At 65.8% G+C, this 16,080-nt stretch carries 19 protein-coding genes and 1 tRNA gene; 16 read left to right on the top strand and 4 right to left on the bottom strand.

Translation table 11 applies throughout. From position 1 onward, the window contains the following. Nucleotides 1-870 (top strand): flagellar motor protein MotB, encoded by an 870-nt coding sequence (locus T8S45_RS12215; protein WP_188642996.1) that lies wholly within the window; start codon nt 1-3, stop codon nt 868-870. Nucleotides 871-877: 7 nt separating this feature from the next. Here the strand turns inward: T8S45_RS12215 and T8S45_RS12210 are convergent. Next, a tRNA-Arg gene (locus T8S45_RS12210) sits at nt 878-954 on the bottom strand. A 102-nt stretch (nt 955-1,056) separates the two neighbouring features. Between T8S45_RS12210 and T8S45_RS12205 the strand changes: the two genes are divergently transcribed. The 10 genes from T8S45_RS12205 to T8S45_RS12160 all read left to right on the top strand — a co-directional run bounded on the left by T8S45_RS12205 (nt 1,057) and on the right by T8S45_RS12160 (nt 10,251). Continuing rightward, nucleotides 1,057-1,443, top strand: coding sequence for a hypothetical protein (locus T8S45_RS12205; RefSeq protein ID WP_322293928.1), 387 nt, complete (start codon nt 1,057-1,059; stop codon nt 1,441-1,443). Nucleotides 1,444-1,524: 81 nt separating this feature from the next. After that, on the top strand, nt 1,525-1,995 hold the full coding sequence (locus tag T8S45_RS12200) for an MmcB family DNA repair protein (protein WP_322293927.1): 471 nt from the start codon (nt 1,525-1,527) through the stop codon (nt 1,993-1,995). Between the two features lie 71 nt (nt 1,996-2,066). Next, the gene (locus tag T8S45_RS12195; protein ID WP_322295235.1) at nt 2,067-2,747 is read left to right on the top strand and encodes a sterol desaturase family protein; all 681 of its coding nucleotides are present in this window, start codon (nt 2,067-2,069) and stop codon (nt 2,745-2,747) included. Next, complete coding sequence (locus tag T8S45_RS12190) at nt 2,714-3,163, top strand: DUF2141 domain-containing protein (RefSeq protein WP_322293926.1); 450 nt, start codon at nt 2,714-2,716, stop codon at nt 3,161-3,163. Before T8S45_RS12195 ends, T8S45_RS12190 begins: the two co-directional genes overlap by 34 nt. 128 nt (nt 3,164-3,291) lie before the next feature. After that, nucleotides 3,292-5,082, top strand: a complete 1,791-nt coding sequence (locus tag T8S45_RS12185) for a PAS domain-containing protein (protein ID WP_322293925.1) — start codon at nt 3,292-3,294, stop codon at nt 5,080-5,082. Nucleotides 5,083-5,131: 49 nt separating this feature from the next. Beyond that, nucleotides 5,132-6,223 carry a phosphatase domain-containing protein gene (locus T8S45_RS12180; protein ID WP_322293924.1) on the top strand — a complete coding sequence of 364 codons (1,092 nt, stop codon included), beginning with the start codon at nt 5,132-5,134 and terminating at the stop codon, nt 6,221-6,223. Beyond that, the gene (locus T8S45_RS12175; protein ID WP_322293923.1) at nt 6,220-7,143 is read left to right on the top strand and encodes an alpha/beta hydrolase; all 924 of its coding nucleotides are present in this window, start codon (nt 6,220-6,222) and stop codon (nt 7,141-7,143) included. The genes T8S45_RS12180 and T8S45_RS12175 overlap by 4 nt, the downstream gene beginning before the upstream one ends. Before the next feature lie 44 nt (nt 7,144-7,187). Next, a complete protein-coding gene (locus T8S45_RS12170; protein ID WP_407654908.1) occupies nt 7,188-8,561 on the top strand; it encodes a M48 family metalloprotease in 1,374 nt (457 codons plus the stop codon). Nucleotides 8,562-8,570: 9 nt separating this feature from the next. After that, complete coding sequence (locus T8S45_RS12165; protein WP_322293922.1) at nt 8,571-9,278, top strand: DsbA family protein; 708 nt, start codon at nt 8,571-8,573, stop codon at nt 9,276-9,278. 4 nt (nt 9,279-9,282) lie between these two features. Further along, nucleotides 9,283-10,251 (top strand): M48 family metallopeptidase, encoded by a 969-nt coding sequence (locus T8S45_RS12160; RefSeq protein WP_322293921.1) that lies wholly within the window; start codon nt 9,283-9,285, stop codon nt 10,249-10,251. Here the strand turns inward: T8S45_RS12160 and T8S45_RS12155 are convergent. Then, complete coding sequence (locus T8S45_RS12155; RefSeq protein ID WP_188642986.1) at nt 10,226-10,849, bottom strand: HD domain-containing protein; 624 nt, start codon at nt 10,847-10,849, stop codon at nt 10,226-10,228. The two genes, T8S45_RS12160 and T8S45_RS12155, sit on opposite strands and share 26 nt — an antisense overlap. Before the next feature lie 96 nt (nt 10,850-10,945). Between T8S45_RS12155 and T8S45_RS12150 the strand changes: the two genes are divergently transcribed. The 5 genes from T8S45_RS12150 (at nt 10,946) to T8S45_RS12130 (ending at nt 15,141) form a co-directional block, all read left to right on the top strand. Next, on the top strand, nt 10,946-12,160 hold the full coding sequence (locus tag T8S45_RS12150; protein ID WP_322293920.1) for a sensor histidine kinase: 1,215 nt from the start codon (nt 10,946-10,948) through the stop codon (nt 12,158-12,160). Further along, nucleotides 12,157-12,951 carry a LytR/AlgR family response regulator transcription factor gene (locus T8S45_RS12145; RefSeq protein WP_188642984.1) on the top strand — a complete coding sequence of 265 codons (795 nt, stop codon included), beginning with the start codon at nt 12,157-12,159 and terminating at the stop codon, nt 12,949-12,951. Before T8S45_RS12150 ends, T8S45_RS12145 begins: the two co-directional genes overlap by 4 nt. Nucleotides 12,952-13,032: 81 nt before the next feature. After that, nucleotides 13,033-13,893 (top strand): carboxylating nicotinate-nucleotide diphosphorylase, encoded by an 861-nt coding sequence (nadC, locus tag T8S45_RS12140; protein WP_322293919.1) that lies wholly within the window; start codon nt 13,033-13,035, stop codon nt 13,891-13,893. A gap of 64 nt (nt 13,894-13,957) precedes the next feature. Beyond that, on the top strand, nt 13,958-14,419 hold the full coding sequence (locus tag T8S45_RS12135; RefSeq protein ID WP_322293918.1) for a hypothetical protein: 462 nt from the start codon (nt 13,958-13,960) through the stop codon (nt 14,417-14,419). Then, on the top strand, nt 14,416-15,141 hold the full coding sequence (locus T8S45_RS12130) for a T2 family ribonuclease (RefSeq protein ID WP_322293917.1): 726 nt from the start codon (nt 14,416-14,418) through the stop codon (nt 15,139-15,141). Before T8S45_RS12135 ends, T8S45_RS12130 begins: the two co-directional genes overlap by 4 nt. A 10-nt stretch (nt 15,142-15,151) precedes the next feature. Here the strand turns inward: T8S45_RS12130 and T8S45_RS12125 are convergent, their stop codons facing one another. Next, nucleotides 15,152-15,607 carry a nucleoside deaminase gene (locus tag T8S45_RS12125; protein WP_188642980.1) on the bottom strand — a complete coding sequence of 152 codons (456 nt, stop codon included), beginning with the start codon at nt 15,605-15,607 and terminating at the stop codon, nt 15,152-15,154. An 81-nt stretch (nt 15,608-15,688) separates the two neighbouring features. Then, nucleotides 15,689-15,934 (bottom strand): lipoprotein, encoded by a 246-nt coding sequence (locus T8S45_RS12120; protein WP_322293916.1) that lies wholly within the window; start codon nt 15,932-15,934, stop codon nt 15,689-15,691. Nucleotides 15,935-16,080: the final 146 nt, after the last annotated feature.

The following is a 16,080-nucleotide window of genomic DNA, read 5'->3' as shown; positions in this document are numbered from 1 at the left end:
ATGGCCAGCCGCGCAGCCGGTACGGGCTCCAACCAGCGCCCGATCATCATCAAGAAGATCGTCGGCGGCGATCACGGCGCGCATCACGGCGGCGCTTGGAAGGTCGCCTATGCCGACTTCGTGACCGCGATGATGGCGTTCTTCCTGCTGATGTGGTTGCTCGGCGCGACCGATGAGGCCCAGCGCAAGGGCCTTGCGGATTATTTCTCGCCGACGCTGGTCGAGACAAAGCAGGGCAGCGCCGGTTCGGACGGCGTGTTCGGCGGCGATGCCATCGTGGCGCAGGACAGCTATCCGCATGCGCAGGGCCAGACGGGCACGAAGACGATGACGATCCCGAAGGACGCCACCGGCAGCAGGGACGGACGCGACGCCGACCTTAGCGCCGAGGACAAGCGCCAATTCGAGGCGATCGAACGCGAGATCCGCCAGCGCATCAAGAACGAGGCGCAGCTGAGGGGTCTCGAGGAAAACCTTCGGTTCACCCAGACCGAGGAAGGCCTGCGGATCGAGGTGATCGACGCCGCCGATTTCGCGATGTTCGAGCTGTCCGACACCCGGCTCGTCCCGCGCGCGAGAAAATTGCTCATCGAGGTCGCGCAGACGATCACGGACATGCCCAACAAGATCGCCGTGCGCGGTCACACCGACAGCCTGCCCTATGCGGCCGGCAAGCGGATGAACAACTGGCTGCTATCCGCCTCGCGCGCCGAAGCGACCCGCGAAGCGCTGCTCGCCGGCGGCGTGGCGGAGGGCCGTTTCGACAAGATCGAGGGAGTCGCCGACAAGCAGCCCTTCAACGCCGACGATTCGCGCGATCCGCGCAACCGCCGGATGTCGATCACGCTCAAGTCGCTGCGGGCCGAGTAGGAAAAGCTGGCGCACCCGACAGGATTCGAACCTGTGGCCTCTGCCTTCGGAGGGCAGCGCTCTATCCAGCTGAGCTACGGGTGCTGACAGCGGGCGATTAGCAAGCTCACGGCGCGCATGCCAGCGCTTTTGCTGGGGCGACGCGATTAGCGATTTCGCAACCATCCGCGTCCTAATGTCGCAGGCGTGATGCAGCACCAGACAGACTCTTTCGACGGGGCCCTGGCCTTCGACCTCCTCCGCCGGAACGCCGATGACGCAGGCCCGTCACTGGCAACACGCTGGCAGTCGCTCGACGATGCCGGGCGCGTGATCGCCGCGCTCGCCGGCGAGGCCGAGCCGCCGCCCGAACCCAACTTCGCTGCCCGCATCGAGGCGATCGCCGACGATCGGCACCGTCTGGCGGTGCAAGGGGTCGAAGATCTCTCCGCGATGATCGAGCCTGGCCTCGCGGCGCTGCTCTACGTCTGCGAGAACGGCGGCGACGCGCGCGCGCCCGCGCTTGCGCTGTGGCGCGAATTCACCGCCTCGCGCGTCGCGCTGCTGGCATTGGCAGCCGACCGCGGCGACTGATCCCGCGCGCGGCAGGTCGGCCCACGGCTTGCCAAGTTCACCTTTCGTTCCTATGCGGTAGCCATGCCGCCTGCTGCCTCCATGCCCGAACTAGCCAACGCGCGCGAGGTTGCTCGCGGAATCCAGCGCCTGTTCGCACGCAACGATATCTGGTGCGTGCCCGAAATGCCGTTGCGCGGTGGCCGGCGCGCGGACCTGATGGGGATCGACGCCAAGGGCAAGGTCATCATCGTCGAAATCAAGGTCGCACGCGCCGACCTCGCCGGTGACGGCAAGTGGCCCGACTATCTCGACCATTGCGACCGTTTCTTCTGGGGCGTCCCACCGCATCTCGACCGCGCCATGCTCGAACAGGATTCGCACCGCCCCGATTGCTGCGGCGTGATCGTCGCCGACGGGTATGATGCGGAAATCCTGCGCCCCGCACCGCTACGCGCGCTTGCCGCGGCGCGGCGCAAGGTCGAGGTCGAGGCGCTCGCCCGCGCGGCAATGCGGCGTTTCACCTGGGCGGGCGACGAAGCCACCCAGGGCTGGGGCCGGATCGACGGCTAGCTTCACCTGCGGCGACGCGGCATAAGGGGCGCGTGGACGCGACCTGGCCCATCATCCTTTCGGCGCTCGCGATGAGCGGGATCGTCGCCGCGCGTTATGCGGCAACGAGCGGCGGGTTCGCCTGGCTGACCGAACGCGTGCGCCCCGGCCATTATGCTGCACTCCGCCCTCAGATCGGGCGCGAAATCCGCTGGTCGCTGTGGTCCGCGCTGATCTACGGCGTCCCCGCAGGGGTGATCGCCTGGGGCTGGCAGGAGCATGGCTGGACGCGCATCTACACCGATTGGAGCGCGCTACCGCTGTGGTACCTGCCGGTCTCGGTGCTCGCCTACCTTATCGCACACGATACCTGGTTCTACTGGACCCACCGACTGATGCATCGGCCGCGCTGGTTCCGGATCGCGCATGCCGTGCATCACGACAGCCGCCCGCCGACCGCGTGGGCGGCGATGAGCTTCCACCCGATCGAAGCGTTGACCGGTGCGGTCGTGATCCCCGCGCTGGTGTTCCTGATCCCGATCCATGTCGCCATGCTAGGCTGCGTGCTCGCGATCATGACGGTGATGGGGGTGACCAATCACATGGGGTGGGAGATGTTTCCGCAGCGCTTCGTTCATTCCAAGTTCGGCGATTGGGTGATAACCGCTAGCCACCATCAGCGACATCACGAGCGATATCGATGCAATTACGGACTCTATTTCCGCTTCTGGGACCGCCTGTGCGGCACGGATCGCGGGCTGGGCGCGTTCTAACCGCGGCCAGCGCGGCAGCGCTGCTCGGTGGCGCCGCGCCGCCCGATTGCCGGCTCGACGTCGAAGTCCATTCGCTGCGCTCGTCGGAGGGGCTCGTCCACCTGTGCATGACCAGCAAGCCGGATCATTTCCCCGAATGCGAAGACGATGCTTCCGCCTACACCGCGACGGTGCCGGCCGCCGCGACGGTCAAACTGCGCTTCACCAATCTGAAGCCGGGTCGCTACGCGATCGCGCTGCTGCATGACGAGAACGGCAACGGTAAGGTCGACAAGACTTTGATGCTCCCACGCGAAGGCTTCGGCTTCTCGCGCGATGCCAAGATCCGGATGGGACCGCCGAGCTTCGAAAGCGCGGCGTTCGAGCTCGATTCGGCGCACGAGAAGCAGCGCATCACGATGCGCTACCTGCTCTGACGTCATTGCACCGCGGGCTCCCGGCGGCGTCAGAAAGTCGCACCGTATTTAACGCTTAATTTACCACGGAAAGGCACAAACCCACGGAACCATGGGCACGAATGGGCGTGCGGCACCGGGGGTACGTGATGGATAGTCTTCGCGGCAATTTCTACGATGCGGATCTCGATCCGTACGCGAGCGATTCCGACGACGATCACGATCAGTTCGACGAGGTGCCGCCGGCTCCCGTCGGCCAGGACGAGCGCCGGATGCAGGTCCGGGCGTATAATTTCTGGGCCAGCCTGCTCGAAAACCGCAATTATCCGTCGATCGAGGATCTCGACCCGACCGCCCTGCCCGATTTCGGTCCGCACTCGGTGCTGCTCGATTTTTCGACCGGCATCGACAACCCGGCGATCCCCTTCCTGGGGGATCTGCTGGCCGAGGAATGCGATGGGACCGCATCCGAAATCGCCTGTCTCGAAGACGTCCCCAGCCGCTCCTTGCTGAGCCGGATCACCGATCACTACATGCAGATCATCGCCAACCAGGCGCCGATCGGGTTCGAGGCGGAATTCGTCAACCAGGCCGGGAACACCGTACTCTATCGCGGAATCCTGCTGCCCTTCTCGAGCGACGACGAGACAATCGATTTCATCTACGGCGTGATCAACTGGAAGGAACTCGCCGACCAGGACACCACCGACGCCCTGATGCTCGAGGTCGACCAGTCGCTCGAACTATCGCTGGCCGAGGCGATCGAGGACGAGGACGAAGAGGTCGAAATCGACCGTTTCCCGCCAGCTCCCGATTTCGACGATACGCAGGTCGATGGGTGGGCCGACGGCCCTGCCTCCGAAGGCGCGGAAACCGGGCCGGGCACTGGCGATTCGGTCGCCGACCTCCCCGGCGAAGACGCCCCGCTCCCGGGCTCGGAAGATCACGCCCGCGACCTGCCCGAACCGAGCTTCGGTCTGAAGCGCACGGTCGACATGATCGTGCCGCCGGTGGTCGATGCAAGTGAACCGCTCGATCTCGACGGCTATGCCGAGGACGACGACGAGCCGATCGATCCGGCGTCCTATGCCCCCGATTACGGCGACACCGAGGAAAACGAGACCGGCAACGATTCGGTCTACGCCTCACTTGCCGGCGCGCATGTCGAGGCGCTCGCGGAGGACGACGACGAGGAGGATTGGGCCGAGCCCGAAGGCGAAGCCGCGGTCCCCACTCCCTACGAACCCGAGAGCGAGCCCGTCACCGACGCGGCCACCCTGCCGACCGTGGCCGAAGCGGACGTCGCCGATGGACTGACCGAGCTCGCGCCCGAAGACATGGGGCTGGCCGACTGGCTCGCCTCCGCGCGTGAGCTCGCGCAGGCGGCCAAGGGTTCGGAGGAGCGCACCCGCTTCGCGCTCTATCACGCGATCGGGCGAGCCTACGATTTCTCGATCGCGGCGCAGGAATCGCCGGAGGATTTCGAACAGCTGATCGAAGAAGCCGGTCTTACGGTGCAGGATCGCGCGCCGATGACCCCGATCGTGAAGCTCGTCTTCGGAGCGGATTACGACAAGACCCGAGTCACCGAATACGCCGCCGCACTGAGCCATGCGCATCGGTTGGGCGTCGAGCGCGGCGAACTCGCCCAGGTCCTGTCCGATGCCAGGGGCGGGTTGAAGGCCATCGTCCGAGAAGAGCGCAAGCTCCGGAAGGCCGAACAGGGCAAGGCGGTCGAAGTGACCGATGGCGTGCGCGAAGAGATCGCGGACAAGCTCCGTGCGCTCGATCCGCAGGGTTTCGAGGATGTCGCCCGTGATGGCGCCGAATTCGCGCTGCTGATGGTGCGCCGCCAGGCCGATGGAACGATCGTGCTGCTCGGCGAGGTGCCCGAAGATATCGGGTTGGTCGAAAAGGCCGCGCGCAAGCTGCTCGACTGATTCCCCGGGATTTTTTGCGCCCGTCGTTCGAGCCCGCTAACGCGGCTCCATGTCGCTGATTCCCCCGCGCGATATTCGCGTCCAGCCCTATTTCGGATTTCGCAATGCGCAACGGCTGATCGTCGACGCCCGCGTCCTGCGCGGGTCTCCACCCAAATTCGACCTCTCGGGCGGCTGGCGCACCTTTCGCACCATGCTGCGACTCTACAACTCGCACGAAGTCGCGGAGCATCCGGTCACCCTCGAAGTCGAAGCGCCCGACGGATCGCGGCAGTCCCACGAATTGGTCAGCGGCAAGGAAGGCTACTGCCATTTCGAGATCGACCTCGCTCCTGCACGGCCCCTGCCCGAATCCAGCGCATGGGAAGCGGTGACGTTTCGCTGGTCCGATGCGCGCGGCGACCATTGCGTGGCCGGTCACGTGCTCGCGCCGGGCGCGGACGATGCAGCAGGGGTGATTTCCGACATCGACGATACGATCGTCGAGACCGGCGTCACCGGCGGCGTGCGCTCGGTGCTCAGGAACTGGCGGCGCCTGTTCGCCACCATGCCTTCGGCGCGCGAGCCGGTCTCTGGTGCCGAACTGTTCTACGAGGCGCTCGGCGGAGGGGTCGATGAGAAGGGCGACGAAGCCGGCGACGCCATGCCCGCCAGTCGCCGTCCGTTCTTCTACGTCTCGTCCTCGCCTTGGAACCTTTATCCCTATCTCGTCGCATATATGCGTTCGCGCGGGATGCCGATCGGCCCGCTCCGGCTGCGCGACTGGGGGTTCGATCGCAGGACCTTCGGCAAGTCCTCGCACGGGTCGCACAAGACCGATGCGATCGACGCCATCCTGTCGCTTTATCCCGAGCGACGCTTCGCGCTCGTCGGCGACGATTCGCAGGGTGACCTGACCGCCTATGCAAAGGTCCTCGAACGGCATCCGGCGCAAGTTTCCGGGATATTCATCCGCAAGGTCGGCGAGCCCTTCACCCCCGAGGAAGAGGCGGCGAAACAGGCGGTCGAGGCGACCGGCGTGCCGCTCTATATCGGCCAGAGCTGGGACGAGGGGCATGAATTCCTGGCGGAAGCCGGTCTCGGCGGTAGCGAAGACGCCAGAACCGTGGTCGAAGCGACCGAACAGGAAGGCGGCAAATGAGCGGGAGGCGGAAGCGTATGGGATGGTGGATCGGCGGCATTTCGCTTGTGCTGCTTCTGGGGCTGGCCCTCGTCGTCTGGAACATGGCGAGCGGCCATGGCGGGCCGCGGCTGGTCGACTGGATCGACCGCGCGAGCGCCGGGTCGCGCGAGGTTGCGCAGCTCGCAAACGTCCAGCTGGGCGACGATCCCGCGGTGACCGCTGCGGTCTACGCGCAGCCGCTCGGCAAAGGCGATGCTCCGCGACCGGTGATCGTATTCACCCATGGTGGCGGATGGAACTGGGGCGATCCGGACGATTACGGTTTCATCGCGCGCAGCCTGGCGAGCGAGGGCTATGTCGTCGTACTGACCGGTTACCGCCTGTTCCCGCAGGCGCGCTTTCCCGCCATGCTCGAGGATCTCGCGACGGCGGTGGCGTGGACCGATGCCAACATCGCCCGCTTCGGCGGCGACCCGGGACGGATAGTGCTGATGGGTCATTCGGCGGGCGCTTACAATTCGCTGATGCTCGGGCTCGACCGCCAATGGGTGGCCGACGAAGGGCTCGATGCCGATCGGTTAGCGGGCGTGGTCAGCCTGGCGGGACCGGCCGATTTCTACCCGTTCGACAAGGAAAGCTCGATCAACAGCTTCGGCCAGGCACCCGATCCGCAGGCGACTCAGCCGGTCAATTTCGCGCGCGCCGATGCCCCGCCGCTGCTGCTCGTACATGGCGGCGCGGACACGGTGGTCCGGATCCGCAATTCCGAAGCGCTCGCACGCGCGGTGGCGGGCCTCGGGGGCCGGGTCGACACCGCCTTTTATCCGGAAATGGGTCACAATGACGTGCTCCTGAAGCTCGCCAGCCCGTGGTGGCGCGACAATCGCGTGCGTACCCGCGTGCTGGCGTTCCTCGCAGACGTCGCGCCGATCGACTGAATTCTTCAGTCCCCGTTCAACTGCAAATGCGCTAGGCTGGCACGATGCGATCCCTGAACCGCCTGCTTGCCCTCGTCATGGCGCTTGCCGCGCTAACGGTCTTCACCGCGCGCCCGGCATTGGCCCAGTCTATCCTGCGCGATGCCGAGAGCGAGGCGGTATTGCAGGATATGTCGGCTCCGCTGATCGAGGCCGCCGGGCTGGAGCCGGAGAATGTCGAGATCGTTCTCGTCAACGATCCTTCAGTCAACGCCTTCGTCGCGGGCGGACAGATCGTCTATATCCATAGCGGCCTGATCAACGCGGCGGAGAACGCCAACGAAGTGCAGGGCGTGATCGCACACGAGCTCGGTCATATTACCGGCGGCCATATCCTGCGCTTCGGCGACGGGATTCGCGAGGCGTCGGGCATTTCGCTGCTGTCGCTGCTGATCGGCGTCGGCGCTGCGCTCGCCGGTGCGGGCGAGGCCGCGATGGGTGCGATCATGGCCGGGCAGCGGGCCGCGATGGGCAAATTCCTAGCCTTTAGCCGGGCGCAGGAAAGCTCGGCGGATGCCGCGGGTGCGCAATACCTCTCGGATGCGGGCGTTTCGGGCAAGGGCAGCCTCGAATTCTTCAAGCGGCTGCAGCAGATGGAATTCCGCCGCGGGTTTCGCCCGAGCGCGCGCGGCGACGACGAATATTACCGCACCCACCCGATGGCGGGCGATCGCGTGGCGACCCTGCGCGAGACCTACGTGATCGACCCCGCCTGGGAAAAGCAAACCGATCCCGAGCTGGAGGCGCGCTTCCAGCGGATGCAGGCCAAGCTCTACGGCTATCTCGCCGAGCCGAAGCAGGTGCTTACCCGGTATCCGACCAGCATGACCGGTGACGCCGCGCGAATCGCGCGCGCCTATGCCTTCCACAAGGATGCGCAGGTCGATCGTGCCGGCGAGGAAATCGAGGCGCTGCTCGAACGTTACCCGGACGATCCCTACCTGCTCGAGGTCAAGGGTCAGGTACTGCTCGAATCGGGGCGCCCCGAAGAAGCCCTGCCGCCGCTGCGCCGTGCGACCGAGATTACGCGCGCCCAGCCGCTGATCGCGACGATGTTCGGCCACGCGCTTATCGCGACCGAGGACGAGGACAATTACGAGGAAGCCGAGCGGGTCTTGCGCGCCGCGGTCCAGCGCGATCGCTACAATCCGTTCGCCTGGTACCAGCTCGGCGTGGTCTATGCCGCTCGCGGCGACATGGCCCGCGCGCGCCTCGCCAGCGCCGAACAGCAAGTGCTGAGCCGACAGATGCAGCGCGCGCTGCAAAGCGCCGAGGCGGCCGAGAACGCACTTCCGGTGGGTTCGCCCGACTGGTTGCGCGCGCAGGATATCTCGATGCAGGCGCGCGCCGCGCTGGAGCGTGAGCGCGAAGGGCGATAGGGGCGTTTCATGAGTGAAGGAATTTCGGCAGGCCGCTTCACGCTGGCCGTAGCGGCAGCACTGGCGATCGGCACCGGCGCGGGATTTCTGATCGATCGCGCGATCCCCGACGACAGCCACCGCGACTACCTCCTCGAAAACCCCGATATCCTGCCCGAAATGGTGCAGGCGTTGCAGACGCAGGAGGCGCGCGCCCAGCTCGCCGACATCCGTACCGACCTCGAAACCCCGTTTCCCGGTGCCGTGCTCGGCAATCCGAGCGGGACCGTGACGCTGGTCGAGTTCACCGACTATTCCTGCACCTATTGCCGCGCGAGCCTCGCCAATGTGCAGGCGCTGATCGAAGCCAATCCCGACCTGCGGGTCGTGATCCGCGAATGGCCGATCCTGTCCGACGCCAGCGTCGCTGCCGCGCGCATGGGGCTCGCCGCCGCGCGGCAAGGCAAATACGGCGAATTCCACCGTGCAATGTATGAGGTCGACGCCCCTGCGGAAGAGGCGATCGAGATCGCGGCCGGGCGCGCGGGGCTCGACATGGCGCAGGCCAGGAAGGACATTGCCGACCCGGCCTTGGACGCCGAGCTCCAAAAGAGCAGCGCGCTGGCTCGCCGGATGGGTTTCGACGGCACGCCCGCATGGGTCGTGGGCGATACCGTGCTGGCGGGCGCGGTCGGCAAGGATACGCTCGCAGAAGCGATCGAATCCGCGCGCGAATAGACCGATGCGCGCGTTGCGATGCACTCTCCTTCTGCTCGTCCTGACCGCTGCTCCGGCGATCGCGCAGCAGACCGAGCCGACGCCGCTCGAGCGTCAGGTCTGGGCCGACCGCCGTCTGCTCGATGTCGGCTGGAAACTGGCGAGGGCGTCAGCGGACCTCTGTCCCGATGCACGCCCCGCCATCGGGCTGATGCTACGCGACGTGCGCGGGTGGGCGGCCCCCGACGCGGTGCGCGAGGCCTTCGGGCAGAAGCGCGATTTCGCGGTGCAGGCGGTGGCCAGCAACAGTCCCGCAATGCGCGCCGGCATCGCTGCCGGCGACGAGATCGTAAGTCTCGAGGGGCGCGATCCCAACACGCTTCCGGCCGAGGATAACCGCGACTGGAAGCGGCTTTATGACGTCAACGAGACAATCGAGGCGAGGCTGCGCAGTTCTGGCGCTGTCGCTATCGCGCGCAGCGGCGAAGACGAACGGCGGATCGCAGGCGAGCCCGCCTGTTATGCCCGTTTCGAAGTCATCCAGGATTCGGACAGGGCGGCGAGCACCGGCCTGCGCGTGCGAATCGGCGACCGATGGCTTGCGGGCGATATCGCCGACGACGGCCTCGCTTTCCTCGTCGCGCACGAACTGGCGCACAACATCCTCAAGCACCGCCTGCGCCGCGAATTGCCGCGGCGCAAGCGCCCCTCGTCGCGTGATGTCGAACGCGAGGCCGACCGGCTCGCCCCGTGGCTGATGGCGCGTGCGGGCTACGATCCGGCGGGCGCGGTCGCCTTCCTCGAGAAGCACGGCCCGGGGCAGGACGGGTTCCTCTATCTCGGGAGGTCGCACGACGGGTGGAAATCCCGCCGAGACGCGATCGCGCGCGAAATCGAGGCGATCACCGCGGCAGGGGCGCTCGACTGGACGCCCTATTTCGAGGCGGAACTCGCGGCCGCGCGCGACGTCATGCCGCCGCCGGTTTCTCGCTGACGGCCGCCGCGATCGGAGAATTGACCGGCGTCGCCATCACCCGGCGCACCATCGGTTCGAAGAATTCGAGGCTTTCCGAATCGTAGTCCGGATCGAAGGCCGATTGGTCGTACTTCTCGCAGAATTCCGCACAGGCGTCGAAATACGGACTGTCGCGGAACTGCTCGCGCGCATCGCGATCCATGCCGAGATGGTGGAAATAGTAATACCCCTGGAAGGCGCCATGATGCTGGCAGATCCAGTGCAGTTCCTCGCTCACGAAAGGCTTGATGATCGCCGCCGCGATATCGGGATGGTTGTAGGCCCCGAGCGTGTCGCCGATATCGTGCAGCAGCGCCATCACGACATAGGGCTCGTCGCGCCCGTCGCGATGCGCACGGGTGGCGCATTGCAGCGAATGTTCGAGCCGGCAGACCGGGAAGCCGCCATGGTCGCCTTCGAGCAGTTTGAGATGTTCGAGCACGCGATCGGGCGTTCCCCGGGCGTGTTCGCCGAATTCGCGCGCGATCAACTGCCAATCCTCGCGCGTGCCTTCGGTCATCGCCGCAAAATTCGCGCGTTCCGTCGCGCCGTGAACTGCCTTGCTATCCACATCCATCGCTTCGCTCCCTAATCGATCGCAGCATACGCGATGGCGAACAGGGCTGCAAAATTTTCCCGCGAGCGCGATTTCCGGGCTAAAGGCAATGGCCTGATGGCCGTGCTTCCCGTCCAACCCACGCCGTTCTTCGCGAACAAGAACCAGGCTTTCTGGCGGCTCCAGCTGGCCGGGTGGGGCGGCGTGCTGGCGCTGCGCATCATGTCGGCGCTGGCGAACGACCAGCCGTGGTCGTTCTTCGTCGTCCTGCTCGTCTTCACCGTGACCGGGTTTTCGATCAGCTTGATCCTCTCGGTGGTGTACCGCCAGCTGATCACCCGTCCGCCGTTGGTGACCTGGGGCGTCAGCCTGATCGTTCTGCTGTTCGCGGTCGGCATCCACGCGATCGTCGATACCTGGATCGTCGGGCTCTACCGACCCGACACCGAATCGGGCTTCGTCCAGCGGCTGGTCGGCGTTTACGGATACGACCTTGTGCTGCTGGGCGCCTGGTCGGCGCTATATTACGCGATCAATTTCTTTCTCCAGGTCGAGGAGCAGCAGGACCGCCTGCTCGCGCTCGAAGGACAGGCGACCAGCGCCCAGCTCGCCATGCTGCGCTACCAGCTCAACCCGCACTTCCTGTTCAACACGCTCAATTCGATCAGCACGCTCGTCCTGCTCAAGCAGACGACGCAGGCCAATGCGATGCTTTCGCGCCTGTCGTCCTTCCTGCGCTACACGCTGATCCACGAACCCGGCGGGCGCGTGACGGTCGAGCAGGAAATCGACACGCTGAAATTGTACCTCGATATCGAGCGGATGCGGTTCGAGGATCGCTTGCGCACCAGTTTCATGATCGACGACGAGGCCTGCGATGCGCTGATGCCCTCGCTCCTGCTCCAGCCACTGGTCGAGAACTCGATCAAATACGCCGTCAGCCCGCAGGAAAGCGGCGCCGAGATCCGCGTCGACGTCCGCCTGATCGGGCCGACGCTGCGAATCATGGTGTCGGACACCGGCCCCGGGCTGAAGGACAGCGCGACCGACAAGCGCATGTCGGGCAAGACTTTCGATGGCGGCGAAGCGGTGTCGACCGGGGTCGGGCTCGACAATATTCGCAATCGTCTCGCACAGGCGTATGAAGGGGAACACCGCTTCGAGATCCGCGAACCGGCCGAGGGCGGCTTCGGTGTCATCATCGAGATACCGGCCGAATTCGCAACCGAAACCGCCGCGCAACCGCGCGTGGCGACCGAAAAACAGGGATCACCGGAGGGAACCGAACTGGTCCCGCCCCGCTTTGCTCAAGGGAGTAGCCAGAGCACATGACCATCCGCACCATCATCGTCGACGACGAAAAGCTCGCGATCCAGGGCTTGCAGGTCCGTCTCGAGCCGTTCGACGACGTCGAGATCATCGACACCTGCGCCAATGGGCGCGAGGCGATCCGCAAGATCAAGACCGAGAAGCCCGATCTCGTCTTCCTCGACATCCAGATGCCGGGTTTCGACGGATTTTCCGTGGTCAACGGCGTGATGGACATCGATCCGCCGCTGTTCGTCTTCGTCACCGCCTATGAAGAGCACGCGATCCGCGCCTTCGAGGCCAACGCCGTCAGCTATTTGATGAAACCGGTCGAGGAGGACAAGCTTGCCGACACGATCGAACGCGTGCGCAACCGCCTGTCCGAGCGCAAGTCGGCCGAGGAGGCGGAAAAGCTCAAGAACGTGCTCGCCGAAGTCGCACCCGACCGGGTCGACGACCTCGAAGGCACGGGCGAGAGCAGCGAGCGCTACGAAAAGCTGCTCAACGTCAAGGATCGCGGCCAGATCTTCCGAGTCGATGTCGACACGATCGAGCATATCGAGGCGGCGGGCGACTACATGTGCATCCGCACGGCCGACAATTCGCTGATCCTGCGCGAGACGATGAAGGATCTCGAACGCCGGCTCGATCCGCGCACCTTCCAGCGAGTCCACCGCTCGACCATCGTCAATTTGAACCTGGTCCGGCAGGTCAAGCCGCACACCAACGGCGAATGCTTCCTGGTGCTGGATTCGGGAGCCGAGGTGAAGGTCAGCCGCAGCTATCGCGACGTGGTCGCGCGGTTCGTCCACTAACCATACAACCGCTCGCCCTGAGCCTGTCGAAGGGCGTCGGCACTGGCGTGCTTGGGCAAGCGCAGCACGAACGGAGAAGTGATGAGTTTCTCGCTGACCGGCTTCGATCTCGAAAAATTCGTCTCCGAGACCCTTGCCGAGGACCTTGGCGAGGGTCTCGAAGGTGGCGGACGCGATGTGACGTCCGAAAGCGTCATTCCCGCCGGGGCTCGGTTCTCGGGCGTGATGGATTCGCGCGATCCGATCACCGTGGCGGGCCTGCCGGTGGCCGAAGCGTTCTTCCGGCGGCTCGATCCCCACATGGCGATCGAGCGGCTGGTCGAAGATGGCGATCGCGTCGAACCGGGAACCGACCTGATGCGGCTCGAAGGTAATGCCCGCGCCATGCTCACCGCCGAACGCGCGGCGCTCAACACCGTGCAGCACCTCTCGGGCATCGCCACGCTGGTGCGGCAATATGTCGATGCGATGGGTGACACCAATGCCGTGCTGCTCGACACCCGCAAGACGATCCCCGGGCTGCGGTTCCTCGAAAAATACGCAGTGCGGATGGGTGGCGGGCAGAACCACCGCATGGGGCTGTGGGACGCGGCGATGATCAAGGACAACCACGTGCTCGTCGCCGGCAGCGTGGGCGAGGCCGTGCGCCGCGCAGTCGATGCCGGGGTGAAGGAAATCATCTGCGAGGTAGACCGGCTCGACCAGATCGAGCCCGCCCTCGAGGCCGGTGCCACCCGCCTGCTGCTGGACAACATGGACCCCGACACGCTGCGCGAAGCCGTGGACATCGTCGCCGGACGCGTCCCCACCGAAGCCTCGGGCGGGATCAATCTCGATACGATCGCCGCCAAGGCCGCCACCGGGGTCGATTACGTGTCGGTCGGACGTTTGACGCAGAGCGCGCCCGCCGCCGACATCGGGCTCGATTTCACCCCGATCTGAGGGCGATTGCACGCGCACCGCAAAGCGCTAATGTAGCCAGCGCAATCCAAGGGGGAGGACGCCCATGCGGCCCGACAGCATCAAGAAATTCGACCTGTTCTATCTCGGAGCGGTCACGATCGAGCTCATCGCAAATTTCCTCGACCGCGCTTCGATCGCTGCGGTCGTCGCCAACCGGTTCGCGGGCGGGCAGGGCTCGCGCGGGCTAGTCGAAGGCTCGTCCGATACGGTCGCGATCATCCTCATCGCGCTGCTGGCGGCGCTGCAATTGCTGCTGTGGTATCTCGTCTCGCGCCGCCGGATCGGCCTTGTGCGCTACCTCGTGGTCGGGGTCGTCACGATCAATCTGCTGGGCCTCCCGACGATCTTCGCCGCATTGCCGGCCATCGCTCCGCTGGTTGCGCTGTTTGTCCTCGCGCTTCAGCTGATCGCGGTGTTCTACCTGTTCAAGGCCGAATCGACGATCTGGCTCAAGGGCAAGCGGGTGGTTGACGAGGACGACGACGGACACCTCGACGGCGAATGACCGGCGCGGGCCCCGTCAGGGCCGGTCTCGCACTAGGTGCCGCAGCACTCCTCGCCTCCGGCCCGCCCGCCCTCGCGCAAGCCTATCAGTGCCGCGTCCCCGAACGGGTCTCGGTGCCGCGCATCGCGCCCGACGGAGAGCGGCGCGAACTGCGCGTCACGGGCTATACCTTCGCGCTGAGCTGGTCGCCCGAGCATTGCCGCGACGCGGGCAGCCGCGCGGGACGCCTGCGCCAATGCAACCGCCGCAATGGCTGGTTCGGGCTGATCGTCCACGGTCTGTGGCCCGAGGGCCCGGGCGGTCGCTGGCCGCAATGGTGCCGTACGCGCTATCGCCCGTCGGGCGAAATGCTGGCGCGCCGTCTCTGCATGAGCCCGAGCGCGGCGTTGCTCGCCCGCCAATGGGCCAAGCACGGCAGCTGCATGGTCCGTCGACCCTCGACCTATTACCGCGTCCAGCAGATCCTGTGGGATTCCTACGACAAGCCCGATCTCGACCGGCTCTCGCGCAAGGACGGGCTCACCGCGGGCGACCTGCGCGATGCGTGGATCGCGGCCAACCCGCATTTCCCGCGCGGCTCCATCGGGATCGACCGGAACGAGCGCGGTTGGCTCGAGGAAATCAGGCTCTGTTACGATAACGATTGGATGCCGACCGACTGCGGTAGGCGCCGCTACGGCCCCGCCGATGCCGCCCCGCTGTCGATCTGGCGCGGCTTGTGACCCCTCGCCGCTAGCGTCGCGCGCGAAAGAAATCGCGCAACAGGGCCGCGGCAGGACCTTCGCCGATGCCCGAATAGACTTCGGGCCGGTGCATGATGGTCGGCTGCTCGAACAGGCGTGGCCCGTGCTCGATCGCCCCGCCCTTCTCGTCAGAGGCCCCGTAATAGAGCTTGGCGATGCGCGCATGGGCGATCGCGCCGGCGCACATTGCGCAGGGTTCGAGCGTGACCCAAAGCTCGCAGTCCTCGAGCCGCTCTCGCCCGAGCGCTTTGGCCGCGCGGCGCAGCGCAAGCATTTCGGCATGGGCGGTGGGATCGTGCAGGCACCGCGGGCTGTTGTGGGCGCGCGCGATCACGTCGCCGTCGCACACCACCACCGCGCCGACCGGGACTTCGCCCTGATGCGCAGCGGCCTGCGCCTCCTCGAGCGCCAATGCCATCGGGTCGGGCAGCGGCCATTGCGTCATCGTTTCTGTCGCGCTTCCGGCCGCGGGTGGGCGACGCGGGCCGGGCGATTACAGCCCGTCGCGCGCCTCGCCTCGTAAGATCTATTCCTCGTCGCCGATAACCGGCTCGCCTTCGGCATCTTCGGTGTCGACATCGACGGTGGGAACGTCGACCGTGACCTCCTCGGTGCCGACTTCCACGTCGGGCGCTTCGACATCGTATTCGGGCATGTTGCCGCCTTCGACCTCGACTTCGGGCAGTTCGCCTTCTTCGGTCTGGTCGACATCGCAGCCGGCGAGGCCGAATGCGAGGGTCGTGGCAGCGACGAGCGCAATCGATTTCTTCATGGTATGGATCCTCCGATCGTGAAGAAGGTCAGTGGTAAGCCCGCGGTCCAATCGTGGCAACGGGGGCTTTCAAGTTGACCAATTCGCACATGCCCGCTATGCGCGCGCCTTCGTCGCCATGGTGCGGCCAAACCGATTCCATATAC

Source organism: Pseudoblastomonas marina, from assembly GCF_034374265.1.
GTDB lineage: Bacteria > Pseudomonadota > Alphaproteobacteria > Sphingomonadales > Sphingomonadaceae > Alteriqipengyuania_A > Alteriqipengyuania_A marina.
The sequence above is the reverse complement of the archived record's forward strand: the minus strand, read 5'-3'. Positions and strand labels throughout refer to the sequence as shown.

Coding starts and splice junctions, on each gene's coding strand:
- T8S45_RS12215 (WP_188642996.1), top strand. CDS start 1: ATGGCCAGCCGCGCAGCCGGTACGGGCTCCAACCAGCGCCCGATCATC.
- T8S45_RS12200 (WP_322293927.1), top strand. CDS start 1,525: ATGCCCGAACTAGCCAACGCGCGCGAGGTTGCTCGCGGAATCCAGCGC.
- T8S45_RS12195 (WP_322295235.1), top strand. CDS start 2,067: ATGAGCGGGATCGTCGCCGCGCGTTATGCGGCAACGAGCGGCGGGTTC.
- T8S45_RS12185 (WP_322293925.1), top strand. CDS start 3,292: ATGGATAGTCTTCGCGGCAATTTCTACGATGCGGATCTCGATCCGTAC.
- T8S45_RS12180 (WP_322293924.1), top strand. CDS start 5,132: ATGTCGCTGATTCCCCCGCGCGATATTCGCGTCCAGCCCTATTTCGGA.
- T8S45_RS12175 (WP_322293923.1), top strand. CDS start 6,220: ATGAGCGGGAGGCGGAAGCGTATGGGATGGTGGATCGGCGGCATTTCG.
- T8S45_RS12170 (WP_407654908.1), top strand. CDS start 7,188: ATGCGATCCCTGAACCGCCTGCTTGCCCTCGTCATGGCGCTTGCCGCG.
- T8S45_RS12165 (WP_322293922.1), top strand. CDS start 8,571: ATGAGTGAAGGAATTTCGGCAGGCCGCTTCACGCTGGCCGTAGCGGCA.
- T8S45_RS12160 (WP_322293921.1), top strand. CDS start 9,283: ATGCGCGCGTTGCGATGCACTCTCCTTCTGCTCGTCCTGACCGCTGCT.
- T8S45_RS12155 (WP_188642986.1), bottom strand. CDS start 10,849: ATGGATGTGGATAGCAAGGCAGTTCACGGCGCGACGGAACGCGCGAAT.
- T8S45_RS12150 (WP_322293920.1), top strand. CDS start 10,946: ATGGCCGTGCTTCCCGTCCAACCCACGCCGTTCTTCGCGAACAAGAAC.
- T8S45_RS12145 (WP_188642984.1), top strand. CDS start 12,157: ATGACCATCCGCACCATCATCGTCGACGACGAAAAGCTCGCGATCCAG.
- nadC (WP_322293919.1), top strand. CDS start 13,033: ATGAGTTTCTCGCTGACCGGCTTCGATCTCGAAAAATTCGTCTCCGAG.
- T8S45_RS12135 (WP_322293918.1), top strand. CDS start 13,958: ATGCGGCCCGACAGCATCAAGAAATTCGACCTGTTCTATCTCGGAGCG.
- T8S45_RS12130 (WP_322293917.1), top strand. CDS start 14,416: ATGACCGGCGCGGGCCCCGTCAGGGCCGGTCTCGCACTAGGTGCCGCA.
- T8S45_RS12125 (WP_188642980.1), bottom strand. CDS start 15,607: ATGACGCAATGGCCGCTGCCCGACCCGATGGCATTGGCGCTCGAGGAG.
- T8S45_RS12120 (WP_322293916.1), bottom strand. CDS start 15,934: ATGAAGAAATCGATTGCGCTCGTCGCTGCCACGACCCTCGCATTCGGC.